This is a genomic window from Micromonospora lacuserhaii (genome assembly GCF_036902735.1).
In the GTDB taxonomy this organism is placed as follows: domain Bacteria; phylum Actinomycetota; class Actinomycetes; order Mycobacteriales; family Micromonosporaceae; genus Micromonospora.
Genome location: NZ_JBAKHO010000057.1, coordinates 1 through 12584 on the forward strand (window position 1 = coordinate 1; position 12584 = coordinate 12584).

Below are 12584 nucleotides of genomic sequence, written 5' to 3' on the forward strand. Positions count from 1 at the left end.
GCTGCTGGCCGCGGTGGCCGCGGGTCGGCTGCCGGCGGCGGTCGCACCGGTCGCGCCCCGGGCCGGCGCGCCGGAGGCACTCACCACCCGGCTCTCCGCGTCGGGGCGCCGGTCCCTGTCGCCGGCGCGGACGCCGGTCTTCGGCCCGGCGCGGGGGCGGCGTCGGGGGGTTCGGCAGGGGCTGCTGATGGCGGCCGTGCCGGCGACCGCGCTGACCGCCGTGCTCGCCGCCCAGCTGCCCGGGCTGACCTCCACCAACGACGCCGCCGAGGGGGCGGGCGGCCAGCCCGGCTCGCCGGCGCCCGGCTGCACCGCCCGGTACGACGCGTACCGCTCCCCCGACGGCTCCTTCACCGCCGAGCTCACCGTGACCGAGGCCGGTGCGCGGACGCCCGGACGGTGGCTCGTCTCGTTCGCGGTTCCCGCCGGGCAGCGGCTGGTCGCCAGCAGCGGGGCGGTGCGCCTGGAGCAGCGGGCGGACAGCGTCACCATCGACGTGGCCCGCACGGGGTCCGACGGCACGGCCACGATCGGCCTGCGCGGCCGCTACGGCACCGGCGAGGGCGAGCCCACGGACTTCGCGCTCAACGGCACACCCTGCGGCCGCGCGTCGACGTCGATCGTCTCCACCACCACGACCACGGGCGCCAAGCCGGCCGGCGACGGGGCCCCGGAGGCCGGTCCGGGCGAGCCGGCGTCGGGAGACGGCACGCCGCGCGGCCGGCGCAGGGACGCCAGCACCGGGCAGCGACCGTCCGGGGGCAGCGACGCCGGTGCCACGCCGACTGCGGATCCGTCGCCGTCGTCACGCGGCAGCTCGGCCCCGTTGCCGCCCGCGCGGACGCCGGACGCGCCCACGCCGACCCCGACCGAGGCGCCGACCCAGACCCCCGGCCCCGTCGAGACGACCGCGCCCCCTGGCGATCCGACGCCGACCGAGTCGGCCGGTGGCGTGCCGGGAACGGAGCCGACGCAGACGTCCTGAGTGCCGGAGGCCCGTTTACCTGCACCCATGCAATCATTTCCGGATGGACCTGCATGGAGCGGCCGGGGCGGCGGACGACGAGCTGGTGGACAGCCTCGCGGCGCTCAGCCGGGCGGTCGTCGGGATCACCGCCCGCACTCTCGCCGCGATGGACGTCGAGGTGACGCTGTCGCAGTTCCGGACCCTGGTCATTCTCGCCTCCCGCGCGCCGCTGCGCACGGTCGACCTGGCCGGCGCCCTGCACGTGCACCCGTCCACGGCCACCCGCACCTGCGACCGGCTGGTACGCCGCGGCCTGGTCGCCCGCCACCATCGGCCCGTCGACCGGCGGGTCGCCTGGCTCACCCTGACCGACGCCGGCCGGACCCTGGTCGGCGACGTCATGCGGTACCGGACCGACGAGCTGCGCCGACTGCTGCGAGCCGCCGATGCCGGCCGCCCGCGAACCACCATCGAGCTGATCGACGCGATCGTGGTGGCCGCCGGGGAGCTGCCCGAACGGGAGTGGTGGCGCCGCTGGGAGCGGAACAGGGCGGACGAACACCGATACCCGCCCGCAACCGCGGCGAACCCCCCGCGGCAGGGTGACGAATCCCTCTACCCGGCCGAACGGGGCCGGCAGGTAGCGTAGCTCCGCACAAGGTACCTGCATCCATGCAGGTAATGGTGGCGGTCGGGCCGGATCCCAGGGTCGGAAGGGCGGTGGAGGGCCTCGTGTTCCACATCCGGTCCTCGGGCGAGGGCCTGGCGCCCCGGACGCTGCACGTCTCCGGCGAGTTGGACATGTTCTTCTCGGGCCACCTGCTCGAGCTGGTCGAGGCGACCCTCGCGGCGACCACCTCGCAATGGGTGATCGTCGACCTGCGCAACACCACCCTGATCGACTCGAGCGCGGTGAAGGAGTTGGTCGACGTGCACCGGTTGGCCACTCGGCGAGGGCGCGTGCTGATCCTGCGCAACGCCCGGGGGATCGTCGCCGAGGTCCTCCGGATCACCGGGGTGGCGGCGACACTGGGTCGCCCGGGCAACCCGTCGGCCGGCACGATCTACGGCTCGTCGAAGGGCGGATGACGCCTGGTGGCACCCCGGTACTGGACGATCCTTCGCGACTTCCCCGGCGGGAGCACGCGGATCACGATGACGGGCGGGTTCTCCGCCGAGGCCGAGCCGCACCTCGCGACGCTGCTCGCCGGCGCCAGCCTCGACGCCCCGCTGACCCTGGTGGTCGACCTCGACGCCATGACCACGACGGAGGCCGCCCCCGTCGCCGCGTTCCTCACCCGGTGGGCGGCCGACCGGGACGAGGGGCCGGAGCTGATGGTCGCGGCGAACCCGCTCACCCCCACCGGTCGGCTACTACGGGCCACCCTCAGTCGGCACGCGATCCTCGGTGTCGTCGACGACCTGGCCGGGCGGGAGTCGGCCGACCCACGTCGGGCCCACCTCTGCCTGCCCGCCGACCCCCGGTCACCCGCCGCCGCCCGCCGCCTGGTCGCCGCGCACTGTGCCGCCCGCGGCCTCGACGCGCTGGTCGACCGGGCCATGGTCGTCGCCTCGGAGCTGATCAGCAACGCCGTGCAGCACGCCGGCACCGACGTCGACATCGCCACCGTGGCCGTCGCGGGTGCGCTGCGGATCAGCGTCCGGGACCGGGACGCCGGGTCGCCGCGCCCGGCCGTTGCGACCGAGCCGGGCCCGGTCATCGAGGGCGGGCGCGGTCTGCCGATCGTCGCGGCGCTCGCCGCCGACTGGGGCTTCTTCCCCTTCGGCGACGGCAAGACCGTCTGGGCCACGGTCGACGGCGGCTGAAGACCGTCGACGCCCGTCGGCGACTGCTCGCCACCGCCGGCCCACCAGGCCTCCGGACGGGTCCTGGCGTCGGTCGCGTCGCCGGTCGACGCGCAGATTCGCCCGAACGCGCGCCAGCGATCGGGGTCCGCCGCGTCCCCCGCCGGCCCCACCCGATCGGCCACGGCGACGACGGGCGCGTCGTACCGTGCGAGGGAGGACCGCCCACCGCCCTCAGGGGGTACGCCGCATGAAGCCCATCGTCCTGGTCCACGGGTTCTGGGTGACGCCCCGGAGCTGGGAGAACTGGGTGAGCCACTACGAGAGCCGGGGGCACCGCGTGGTGGCGCCCGCGTATCCGGGCTTCGAGGCCGAGGTGGAGGCGCTCAACGCCGACCCGACGCCGATCCTCGAACTGACCGTGCCGAGGATCGTCGCACACCTCGAGGAGGTGGTCCGGGCGCTGCCCGAGCCGCCGATCATCATCGGTCACTCGGCCGGCGGCGCGTTCACCCAGCTCCTGCTCGACCGCGGCCTCGGCGCGGCCGGCGTGGCGATGAACTCCGCCCCGACCGAGGGCGTGCGGGTGACGCCGCTGTCCCAGCTGAAGTCGACGTTCCCGGTGCTCAGGGATCCGGCCAACCGGCACCGCGCGGTCCCACTCACCTTCGAGCAGTGGAAGTACGCCTTCACCAACACCTTCCCCGACTCCGACGCGCGGGCGACCTACGACCGGTACGCCGTCCCGGCCAACGGCGGCATCCTCTGGGGCGGCGTGCTGGCCAACTTCCAGCCCGGCCACCAGGACACCTGGGTCGACTACGGCAACGACGACCGGGCGCCGCTGCTGTTCGTCTCCGGTTCGGAGGACCACCTCATGCCGCCGGCGGTGCAGGAGTCCAACGCGCGGCACTACACCTCGGACACCGTCACCGAACACCGGGAATACCGGGGCTACGCCCACCTGCTGCCCGCCCAGCCCGGTTGGCAGCAGATCGCCGACGAGGTGCTGGACTGGGCGCTCGTCCATGCCCGGTGAGATCCGGCTGGCGGCCCCGCACACTTCGGGCCACACGGTCAGTCGTTCGGCCCCGAGGTGGGCAGGCGGCCGTCAGGGCAGCGGAAGGTCGACCCGCCGCCCCTGGCCGAGCTCGTCTGCTTCGTCGTGAGTGACCATGGCGAAGGCCCCGGCGGGAACACGGTCGAGCTTCGCTGCCCGGGACGCGACGGCGAGCAGGCTGTCTTCGTCCGCCCCGGTGACGAAGAAGACGTAGACCTCTCCGCACTCCTCGCCGTCGTCGTACACCTCCGCCTCGCCTCGGTCCTCCACGTCGACCAGGAACGCCTCGACGTCCTCGATCCAGGGAAACGGGTAGGCGTTGCTCGCAAGCCCCGGCGTCGCCCGCAGCGGGACGTGGATCTCCACGACAGCCTCGGTCACCAAGCCATGATCGCCTGAGGCGACCAATTCCGCAGACTGACGGTGACCCGGTCCTCGTTCCGCCGGCCTGTCGATGGTGTTGATGGAACTATGCAAGACGTGGGAACTGCGAAAACGGCTATGCCTGCCATCTCGCCGCTTGCTGGCGAGCCGATCAAGCGTGTCGATGCCGAGCGGCTCGCGGGGGTGCTGAAGGCATTCGCCGACCCGGCCCGGCTGCGACTGCTCAGTCTGATCCAGTCGGCTCCGGAGGGCGAGGCGTCGGTGAGTGACCTCACCGCGCCGCTTGGTCTCTCCCAGCCGACCGTGAGTCATCACCTCCGGATCCTCACCGAGGCCGGCCTGCTCGAGCGCGAGAAGCGCGGCGTCTGGGCGTACTACCGCCTGGTGCCGTCCGCGATCGCGGCGATCGCCGACCTGTTGACACCGCCCCGCAAGCGGCCGACGAAGAAGGCCCGCTGAGCGACACTGTCGAAGGCCGGCGCCGCAGCCGGGGTCAGTGGCGGGACGACGATCCAACCGGTTCCGGGGCTGCCGGCCCGCTCTGCGGTTCCGGCTTCCTCCGGCCGCGCAGCACGGTCACCGCCACAGCGATCGCGGCGGCAGCACCGACCCCGGTCCAGAGCAGCGGGTTGGTCCGCAGTTCCACGGGCAGCTGCTGGCCGAGGACGAAGACGCCCATCACCACGACGAACCAGCCGAACGACTTGCGCAGGATGTCGGCCGGGATCCGCCCGGCGAGCCGCCCGCCGGCGAAGCTGCCGATGATGGCGGCTGCGGTCACCGCCGCCGCGAGGCCCCAGTTGATGCTCACGCTGGACAGGTAGCCGGCCAGGCCGGCGAAGGACTTCATCGCGATGACCACCAGCGAGGTGCCGACCGCGACCGGCATCGGCAGGCCACCGAGCAGGGCCAGCGCGGGCACCACCAGGAAGCCGCCGCCGGCGCCGACCAGTCCGGTCACCAGTCCGACCACCACACCGTCGATGATCACCCGCAGCACCGGCAGTTCGTGCGGCACCGGCTTGCCCTCGGCGGAGCGCCGGCCGCGGATCATCGCCACCGCGGTGGCCAGCATCATCACGGCGAACCCGGTGAGCAGGTAACCGGCCGGGATGAACTCGGCCAGCCGGCCGCCGGCGTATGCGCCGGTCATGCCGGCGAAGCCGAAGATCAGGCCGGTGCGCCAGCGCACCCGGTGGGCCCGGGCGTGCGGAATGACGCCCACCGCGCTGGTGGCGCCGACGACGAGCAGCGAGGTCGCGATGGCCTCTTTCGCGGGCAGGTCGGCGACGTAGACCAGCAGCGGTACGGCGAGGATCGACCCGCCGCCGCCGAGCAGCCCGAGGCTGACCCCGATCAGCACGGCCAGTCCGATGGTCAGTGCCAGGGTCGCGGTCATGCCCGCCCCCCGGTGCTCTCGCGCAGCTGGCCGACGATGGTGTCCAGGTCGCAGCTGGCGCCCCGGTTGTAGGGCAGCTTGCCGAGCATCATCCCCATGGCGCAGGTGTTGGTGACGGCGGCGAAGGTGAGGCCGGCGCCGATGAATCCGGCCACCCACTTCAGCTGCGGCACGAACACCGAGGCGAGGATGCTGACCAGCACGATCGAGCCGGCGACGAGGCGGACCTGACGCTCCAGGTCCCAACGGGGGGCGCCCTGCTTGATCGGCGCGTTGGCCGCCTGCCAGGCCATGATGCCGCCGTCGAGGACCTTCAGGTTAGGCAGGCCGACCCCGGCCAGGGTCTGTCCGGCCTGGGTGGCGCGGGCGCCGGAGCGACAGACCAGCACGACGTCCTCGTCCAGGTGGTTGCGCAGCTCCTCGCGGTGCTCCTTGAGCAGGTCGAGCGGCACGTTGTAGGAGCCGGGAATGTGCGACGTCTCGAACTCCGCCGGGGTACGCACATCCAGCAGGCGCGGCGCGCGGCCGGAGTCGATCAGCTCCCGCAGGCCGGTGGCATCGAGGGTGGCGGGGCGGCTGGTCTCGGAAGTACTCATGTCTCCTCTTTCGCGGACGAAGTGCTACAGGTAAGGGCAGGGGGATACCGGCCGGCGCCGGACGGCGCCGGCCGGGGTCGTGCTGTTCGGGTCAGGCGTCGGTGACCATCTCCAGGCCGGCGTGCTCGGCCTGGTCGAACTTGTCGTCGATGACGACCACCTCGCGGCCGGCGTTCGCCAGCAGGGAGGCTGCCGCGGTGGCCCGGTAGCCGGAGCCGCAGTGCACCCAGACGGCGCCGGCCGGTACGTCGGCCAGCCGCCCGGGCAGGTCGGGCAGCGGAATGTGCACGGCGCCGTCGATGTGGCTGGTCCGCCACTCGTTGGTCATCCGCACGTCGAGGACCACCTCCGCGGCGGGCAGGCCGGCGGGGACCTGGCCGGCGCGGGCCGCCGCGAGGGCCGGGAAGTCGGACATCCGCAGCTCCCGCAGCTGGCCGGGCTCGGCCGCCCATTGCTCGGCCTCGCCGGTGGCCTGGGCGGCCGGGCGGTCGATGCCGATGCGGACCAGCTCGCGTTGGGCGTCGGCGACCTGCTCCGGGGTCTCGGCGAGCAGGGTGATCGGCACCCCCCAGTCGATCAGCCAGCCGAGCCAGGTGGACATCGGGCCGTCCAGGCCGAGGCTGACCGTGCCGGCGAGGTGCGAGGCGGCGTACGCCTTGCGGTGCCGCAGGTCCACCACCCACTGCCCGTCGGCCATCCGCTGGCGCAGTTCGGCGGCGTCGGCGCGGGTCACCGGGGTGAGGTCCACCGGGGCCGGACCGGCGAAGTTCGCCACGCCCATGTGGGCGTAGTACGCGGGGTAGGCGTCGAGACCGGCGAGGGTCTCGGTGACGAAGTCGTCCGCGGCCAGCCGAAGGACCTGGTTCTTCTCCTTCTCCCGGCCGATGGTCGACTCCGGGGCGTCGGCCTGGCTGGCCGAGCAGAAGCTGCCGAACCCGTGCGTCGGCCACACCTGCGCCCCGTCGGGCAGCAGATCCGCCAGCCGCTTCGCCGAGGCGTGCTGCTGGTGGGCCAGTTCGTGGGCGTGCTGCTTGCCGAGCAGGTCGGTCCGGCCCGTGGTGCCGAACAGCAGCGACCCGCCGGTGAAGACACCGACCGGCTGCCACCCGCCGTCGGTGGCCTGATCCAGGACGTACGACAGGTGGTGGAAGGTGTGACCCGGCGTGGCGATCACCCGCAGCCGCAGCGAGTCGGAGACGCCCACCTGGTCGCCGTCGGAGACCGGCGTCCGCGCGAAGCCGACCTCGTCGGCCGCGGCCACCAGGTAGTGGGCGCCGGTGATCCGGGCGAGCTCCAGCCCGCCGGAGACGTAGTCGTTGTGGATGTGCGTCTCCACCACGTGGGTGATGCGCACGCCCTTCTCCCCCGCGAGGTACATGACCCGGTCGATGTCGCGCTGGGGGTCGATCACGATCGCCACCCGCCCGTCCGAGGCGAGGTAGCTGCGATCGCCGAGCGAGGACGTCGCGATGACGGAAACCTCGACTGCCATGTGACCTGCTCCTTCCGACGTCTTCTAAAGTCTGCATACCCGGGGGGGTATATGGGAGACACACTGCCGCCCCGCTCTTCAGCTGCGCACGGTTACCCGCCCACGCCGCGGCTACGCGGCATGGGCGGCGCCGTTGCGTCTCAGGCGAGGGCCAGGAAGAGCTTCTCCAGCTCCTCCTCGGTCATCTCCGGCGACTCGCCACGTTCGCGGGCGGCCTCACAGTGCCGCATGCCCGATGCAATGATCTTGTAGCCCGCCCGGTCGATCGCCTTCGACACGGCGGCGAGCTGGGTCAGCGCCTCGCGGCAGTCCTGACCGCTCTCCATCATCTCGATGACCGCGTTGAGCTGCCCACGGGCCCGCTTGAGCCGGGTCAGCGCATCCGACGTCATCTCCGGTCGAAGCTTCATGACCACCTCCTGCATCAACCATACCCCAGGGGGTACCAGCTCGTCAGTGGGATACCCCCACGGGTATCGTCAACCCTGAAGGTCGACGGCGCATTCCCCACATTCCGTACCATCTCAGCTGAAGGAGAGCAGAGCATGAGCTACGCGATGACCATCCGACTGCCCGCCGGGTTCACCCCGACCGTCGAGCGGGTCCGGGTGGCACTGAAGGACCAGGGCTTCGGCGTGCTGACCGAGATCGACATGCGGGCCACGCTGCGTGAGAAGCTCGGGGTCGAGCTCGAGGAGTACGTCATCCTCGGCGCCTGCAACCCGCCGCTGGCCCACCGGGCCGTGGAGGCCGACCGGAACATCGGCCTGCTCCTGCCGTGCAACGTCGTGGTGCGCGCCGACGGGCCGGACGCCACGCTGGTACAGGCGCTCGATCCGCAGGTGATGGTGCAGCTGAGTGACGCCCCCGACCTGCGGGGGGTGGCCGACGAGGCGACCCGGCGGCTGCGGGCGGCGCTGGACGCCCTCACCGGATGAGAAACGGCTGGGGTACGGGCGATCACCCGTACCCCAGCCGTGGTCGTTCAGGGTGCCACCGGCTGGCCGGCTCGCCGGAGATCTTGGCCCGCACCTCGTCCACGTCGAGGTAACGGACCGCCTGGATCACCTGCTCCAGAGCCGCGGCCGGCAGCGCACCCGGCTGGGCGAAGGCCAGCACGCCGTCCCGGAAGGCCATCAGCGTCGGGATGGACCGGATCCGGGCTGCGGCGCCAACACACCCCCGGGGGTACGTCTTCCCGCGATCACGACACCCTGCCCCGGACCGGAGGGTGGGAATGCCGGGCCGATCCCGGCGCGCTATGGTCGACAGGCATACCCCCGGGGGTATGTTGATTTGGAGGATGAGATGCGAGAGGTGAACCTGGCGGCCTTCGCCGCCGCGCACGCCGAGGGTGCCGCGGTGGTGGACGTCCGCGAGCCGTTCGAGTACGTCGAGGGCCACGTGCCCGGGGCCCGTTCGGTGCCGCTGGCACAACTGCCCACGGCGGTCGGGGACCTCCCCCGCAACCGCCCGGTCTACGTCATCTGCGCCAGCGGCAACCGCAGCCTGGGCGCGGCGCAGTTCCTGGCCCGCGCCGGCATCGACGCCCGGTCGGTCACCGGCGGCACCGGCGAGTGGCTCCGCACCGGCCGCGCCGTCGCGACGGGAGCGGACGCGTGAACCTCAGCACGAAACTGAAGAAGCTCTTCGGGAAGCCGTACGCCTCGGTGCGGCCGGAGGAGGCGGCGGCGCTGGTCGCCGACGGTGCGCTGCTGCTGGACGTACGGGAACCGGACGAATGGCGCGCGGGGCACGCACCCCGGGCGCGACACATCCCGCTCGGGCAACTGGCGGACCGGATCGGCGAACTGCCGGCGGACCGGCCGGTGATCACCGTGTGCCGGTCCGGAGCGCGTTCCCGGCAGGCCGCCGCGCTGCTCGCCCGCGACCACCGCCAGGTACACGACCTGGCCGGGGGCATGCGCGCCTGGGTGCAGGCCGGCCTGGCGCTCCAGGCCAAGGGCGGCCGGCCGGGCCGACTGGCCTGAGTCAGCCCGCCCGGGCCGGGCACCACCCCGCACAGCCGGGGCCCTTGGGCCCAAGGCATACCCCCGGGGGTATGCGCTATCGTGATTGCATCGCTGGTCATCGCTGCGAAGGAGTTCGGCACATGTTGTTCACCCAGTACTACCTGGACTGCCTGTCCCAGGCGTCGTACCTGATCGCCGACGAGAGCAGCGGCCGCGCCGTGCTGGTCGACCCGCGCCGCGACATCGGCGAGTACCTGACCGACGCGCGGGCGCACGGGCTGACCATCGAAGGCGTCATCAACACGCACTTCCACGCCGACTTCCTCGCCGGCCACCTCGAGGTCGCCGACGCGACCGGCGCGTGGATCGGCTACGGACACCGCGCCGAGACCGAATATCCGATCCGCAAGCTCCACGACGGTGAGCGGATCAGCCTCGGCGACGTGACGCTGGAGATCATGGAAACCCCCGGCCACACCCCGGAGTCGGTCAGCGTGCTGGTGTACGAGCACGCCGACGACCCGGTGCCGTACGGGGTGATGACCGGCGACGCCCTGTTCATCGGCGACGTCGGCCGGCCCGACCTGCTCGCCTCCTTCGGCGTCACCGCCGACGAACTGGGCGCGATGCTCTACGACAGCGTGCAACGCAAGCTGATGGGGCTCCCCGACGAGGTGCGGGTGTTCCCCGCCCACGGCGCCGGCTCGGCCTGCGGCAAGAACCTGTCCACCGAGCGGCAGTCCACCATCGGCGAGCAGCGCCGCACCAACTACGCCTGCGCCCCGATGAGCCAGGAGAAGTTCCTCGCCCTGGTCACCGGCGGCCAGCCTTCGGCGCCGGGCTACTTCGCCTTCGACGCCGTGCTCAACCGCAAGGCGCGCCAACTGTTCGACTCCACCGCGGCGGCTCGTCCGCTCACCACCGGCGAGTTCGCCCAGGCCCGCGCCGAGGGCGCGGTCGTGCTCGACGTCCGCGACCCGCAGGACTTCGCCGCCGGACACCTGTCCGGGGCGATCAACATCCCGGCCGACGGCCGGTTCGCCGAGACCGCCGGCAGCGTTGTCGCGCCGGACCGCAAGGTGCTGGTCGTGGCGCCGCAGGACCGGGCGGAGGAGATCGTCGTACGGCTCGCCCGGATCGGCTTCGACCAGGTGGTCGGTTACCTCCGCGACGCGGAGACGGCGCTGGTCGAGCTGGCGTCCGAGATGACCCCGGGCAGCCGGCTCACCGCGACCGAACTGCGCGACGCGCTCGACCGCACCGAGCCGCCGGTGGTCCTCGACGTGCGCAACGCCGGCGAACGCGAGCAGGGCGCCGTCGCCGGGTCACTGCACATCCCGCTCGCCGAGCTGACCCGCCGTCTCGACGAGGTCCCGGCGGACCGGCCGGTCGTGGTGCACTGCGCCGGCGGGTACCGCTCCTCCGTCGCGGCCAGCCTGCTGCGCAACGTCGGCCGGCCGGACGTCTCCGACCTGCTCGGCGGCTACGGTGCCTGGCAGACGATGCTCGACCCCGCCGCACACTGACGCCGGCGGCGGACATCGCAGCGGCAGGTGACCGCGATCCGCGGTCACCTGCCAGACACTGAGGAAGGTGTATGAGCACCTCGGCGCTACGGCTGGGCCTGCGGGCCAACGCCGCCCAGTTCACGCTGCTCGTCGCGGTCAACGCCCTGGTCGGCGGGCTGCTCGGCTCGGAACGCACCGTCCTGCCGCTGCTCGCCGAGCAGGAATTCCACCTCGCCGCCTACACCGCGGCGCTGACGTACATCCTCGCGTTCGGCGCCACCAAGGCCGTCACCAACTTCTTCGCCGGCACCCTGTCCGACCGGTACGGCCGCAAGCCGGTCCTGATCGCGGGCTGGCTCGCCGGCATCCCCGTACCTCTGATGATCATCTGGGCACCGTCCTGGGGCTGGATCGTCGCCGCGAACGTCCTGCTCGGCGTCAGCCAGGGACTGGCCTGGTCCACCACCGTCATCATGAAGATCGACCTCGCCGGCCCCGCCCGGCGGGGACTGGCCATGGGCCTCAACGAGGCCGCCGGCTACCTCGCCGTGGCCACCACCGCCCTGGTCACCGGCTGGCTCGCCGCCGAGCACGGCCTGCGCCCCGCCCCGTTCCTGCTGGCCCTGGCCTATGCCGGTCTCGGGCTCGGCCTGTCCGTGGCCTTCGTACGCGAAACCCGTGGCCACGCCCACCTGGAGGCCACCACCCACATCGCCGGTAAGGCCGAGCATCACCACGGGCTCTCCACCGGCCGGGTGGCCGCGCTGGCCTCCTGGCGGGAACCGGCGCTCTCCTCGGCCAGCCAGGCCGGCATGGTCAACAACCTCAACGACGGCCTGGCCTGGGGCCTGTTCCCGCTGCTGTTCGCCACCGCCGGGCTGTCCCTGACCCGGATCGGCATCCTCGCCGCCCTCTACCCCGCCGTGTGGGGGCTCGGGCAGCTCATCACCGGGCAGGCATCCGACCGCTACGGCCGTAAACCGTTCATCGTCGCCGGGATGCTCGCCCAAGCCGTCGCCCTGGCCTGGATCGCCCTCGCCGACGGCTTCGCCGGCTGGGCCGCCGCCGCGGTGCTGCTCGGCGCCGGCACCGCCGCCGTCTACCCCACGCTGCTCGCCGCCGTCGGCGACGTCGCCCACCCCACCTGGCGGGCCCGCGCCATCGGCGTCTACCGGCTGTGGCGCGACGGCGGCTTCGCCGTCGGCGCGCTGCTCGCCGGAGCCGTCGCCGACCTCGCCGGCATCCGCGCCGCCATCTGGGTCGTCGCGGCCCTCACCGCCGCCTCCGGCCTCCTGGCCTGGGTCCGCATGTACGAGACTCACCCGCGGGCAGCCCGGCGCTGATCGCACCGCCCGGCACCTCACCCACCAATGGGGCCGAGCCTTTTCGGCGCGGAGCG

17 protein-coding genes are annotated in these 12584 nt (G+C 72.9%); 11 read left to right on the forward strand and 6 right to left on the reverse strand.

Annotated features, from left to right (window positions below; genetic code table 11):
- The 5 genes from V6U81_RS24875 to V6U81_RS24895 all read left to right on the forward strand — a co-directional run.
- A partial coding sequence (locus V6U81_RS24875) for a cellulose binding domain-containing protein (protein ID WP_334492641.1) occupies positions 1–985 on the forward strand: 985 nt, incomplete at its 5' end.
- A 43-nt stretch (positions 986–1028) separates the two neighbouring features.
- Positions 1029–1616 carry a MarR family winged helix-turn-helix transcriptional regulator gene (locus tag V6U81_RS24880; protein ID WP_420884080.1) on the forward strand — a complete coding sequence of 196 codons (588 nt, stop codon included), beginning with the start codon at positions 1029–1031 and terminating at the stop codon, positions 1614–1616.
- 83 nt (positions 1617–1699) lie between these two features.
- Positions 1700–2056: an STAS domain-containing protein gene (locus tag V6U81_RS24885; protein WP_334492643.1), complete on the forward strand. Its 357-nt coding sequence runs from the start codon at positions 1700–1702 to the stop codon at positions 2054–2056.
- A gap of 6 nt (positions 2057–2062) precedes the next feature.
- Positions 2063–2794, forward strand: coding sequence for an ATP-binding protein (locus tag V6U81_RS24890; RefSeq protein ID WP_334492645.1), 732 nt, complete (start codon positions 2063–2065; stop codon positions 2792–2794).
- A 229-nt stretch (positions 2795–3023) separates the two neighbouring features.
- Positions 3024–3812, forward strand: coding sequence for an alpha/beta hydrolase (locus tag V6U81_RS24895; RefSeq protein ID WP_334492648.1), 789 nt, complete (start codon positions 3024–3026; stop codon positions 3810–3812).
- Positions 3813–3884: 72 nt separating this feature from the next.
- Here the strand turns inward: V6U81_RS24895 and V6U81_RS24900 are convergent, their stop codons facing one another.
- On the reverse strand, positions 3885–4214 hold the full coding sequence (locus tag V6U81_RS24900; protein ID WP_334492650.1) for a hypothetical protein: 330 nt from the start codon (positions 4212–4214) through the stop codon (positions 3885–3887).
- Between the two features lie 90 nt (positions 4215–4304).
- Between V6U81_RS24900 and V6U81_RS24905 the strand changes: the two genes are divergently transcribed.
- The gene (locus tag V6U81_RS24905; RefSeq protein WP_334492651.1) at positions 4305–4676 is read left to right on the forward strand and encodes an ArsR/SmtB family transcription factor; all 372 of its coding nucleotides are present in this window, start codon (positions 4305–4307) and stop codon (positions 4674–4676) included.
- A 34-nt stretch (positions 4677–4710) separates the two neighbouring features.
- Here the strand turns inward: V6U81_RS24905 and V6U81_RS24910 are convergent, their stop codons facing one another.
- The 4 genes from V6U81_RS24910 to V6U81_RS24925 form a co-directional block, all read right to left on the reverse strand.
- A complete protein-coding gene (locus V6U81_RS24910) occupies positions 4711–5616 on the reverse strand; it encodes a sulfite exporter TauE/SafE family protein (RefSeq protein WP_334492653.1) in 906 nt (301 codons plus the stop codon).
- Positions 5613–6212: a rhodanese-like domain-containing protein gene (locus V6U81_RS24915; RefSeq protein WP_334492655.1), complete on the reverse strand. Its 600-nt coding sequence runs from the start codon at positions 6210–6212 to the stop codon at positions 5613–5615. The genes V6U81_RS24910 and V6U81_RS24915 overlap by 4 nt, the downstream gene beginning before the upstream one ends.
- 91 nt (positions 6213–6303) lie before the next feature.
- Positions 6304–7704 carry a rhodanese-like domain-containing protein gene (locus tag V6U81_RS24920; RefSeq protein ID WP_334492657.1) on the reverse strand — a complete coding sequence of 467 codons (1401 nt, stop codon included), beginning with the start codon at positions 7702–7704 and terminating at the stop codon, positions 6304–6306.
- Positions 7705–7844: 140 nt separating this feature from the next.
- Complete coding sequence (locus tag V6U81_RS24925) at positions 7845–8114, reverse strand: metal-sensitive transcriptional regulator (protein WP_334492659.1); 270 nt, start codon at positions 8112–8114, stop codon at positions 7845–7847.
- Between the two features lie 135 nt (positions 8115–8249).
- On the opposite strand from V6U81_RS24925, the gene V6U81_RS24930 reads away from it, so the two are divergent.
- Positions 8250–8642: a DUF302 domain-containing protein gene (locus tag V6U81_RS24930; protein WP_334492661.1), complete on the forward strand. Its 393-nt coding sequence runs from the start codon at positions 8250–8252 to the stop codon at positions 8640–8642.
- Between the two features lie 22 nt (positions 8643–8664).
- Here V6U81_RS24930 and V6U81_RS24935 read toward each other — a convergent pair whose 3' ends face one another.
- On the reverse strand, positions 8665–8841 hold the full coding sequence (locus V6U81_RS24935) for a YbbN family protein (RefSeq protein WP_420884081.1): 177 nt from the start codon (positions 8839–8841) through the stop codon (positions 8665–8667).
- Positions 8842–9012: 171 nt separating this feature from the next.
- On the opposite strand from V6U81_RS24935, the gene V6U81_RS24940 reads away from it, so the two are divergent.
- From V6U81_RS24940 to V6U81_RS24955, 4 genes are all read left to right on the forward strand, one after another.
- Positions 9013–9327 carry a rhodanese-like domain-containing protein gene (locus tag V6U81_RS24940; protein WP_334492663.1) on the forward strand — a complete coding sequence of 105 codons (315 nt, stop codon included), beginning with the start codon at positions 9013–9015 and terminating at the stop codon, positions 9325–9327.
- Positions 9328–9374: 47 nt separating this feature from the next.
- On the forward strand, positions 9375–9695 hold the full coding sequence (locus V6U81_RS24945) for a rhodanese-like domain-containing protein (protein WP_334492699.1): 321 nt from the start codon (positions 9375–9377) through the stop codon (positions 9693–9695).
- A gap of 122 nt (positions 9696–9817) precedes the next feature.
- Positions 9818–11203 (forward strand): MBL fold metallo-hydrolase, encoded by a 1386-nt coding sequence (locus V6U81_RS24950; protein ID WP_334492665.1) that lies wholly within the window; start codon positions 9818–9820, stop codon positions 11201–11203.
- Between the two features lie 71 nt (positions 11204–11274).
- On the forward strand, positions 11275–12528 hold the full coding sequence (locus tag V6U81_RS24955) for an MFS transporter (protein WP_334492667.1): 1254 nt from the start codon (positions 11275–11277) through the stop codon (positions 12526–12528).
- Positions 12529–12584: the final 56 nt, after the last annotated feature.

Bases quoted from the DNA above. Each gene is read 5' to 3' on its own strand.
- V6U81_RS24880 (WP_420884080.1), top strand. From the start codon at position 1,029: ATGGACCTGCATGGAGCGGCCGGGGCGGCGGACGACGAGCTGGTGGAC.
- V6U81_RS24895 (WP_334492648.1), top strand. From the start codon at position 3,024: ATGAAGCCCATCGTCCTGGTCCACGGGTTCTGGGTGACGCCCCGGAGC.
- V6U81_RS24905 (WP_334492651.1), top strand. From the start codon at position 4,305: ATGCAAGACGTGGGAACTGCGAAAACGGCTATGCCTGCCATCTCGCCG.
- V6U81_RS24910 (WP_334492653.1), bottom strand. From the start codon at position 5,616: ATGACCGCGACCCTGGCACTGACCATCGGACTGGCCGTGCTGATCGGG.
- V6U81_RS24915 (WP_334492655.1), bottom strand. From the start codon at position 6,212: ATGAGTACTTCCGAGACCAGCCGCCCCGCCACCCTCGATGCCACCGGC.
- V6U81_RS24920 (WP_334492657.1), bottom strand. From the start codon at position 7,704: ATGGCAGTCGAGGTTTCCGTCATCGCGACGTCCTCGCTCGGCGATCGC.
- V6U81_RS24925 (WP_334492659.1), bottom strand. From the start codon at position 8,114: ATGAAGCTTCGACCGGAGATGACGTCGGATGCGCTGACCCGGCTCAAG.
- V6U81_RS24930 (WP_334492661.1), top strand. From the start codon at position 8,250: ATGAGCTACGCGATGACCATCCGACTGCCCGCCGGGTTCACCCCGACC.
- V6U81_RS24935 (WP_420884081.1), bottom strand. From the start codon at position 8,841: ATGGCCTTCCGGGACGGCGTGCTGGCCTTCGCCCAGCCGGGTGCGCTG.
- V6U81_RS24940 (WP_334492663.1), top strand. From the start codon at position 9,013: ATGCGAGAGGTGAACCTGGCGGCCTTCGCCGCCGCGCACGCCGAGGGT.
- V6U81_RS24950 (WP_334492665.1), top strand. From the start codon at position 9,818: ATGTTGTTCACCCAGTACTACCTGGACTGCCTGTCCCAGGCGTCGTAC.
- V6U81_RS24955 (WP_334492667.1), top strand. From the start codon at position 11,275: ATGAGCACCTCGGCGCTACGGCTGGGCCTGCGGGCCAACGCCGCCCAG.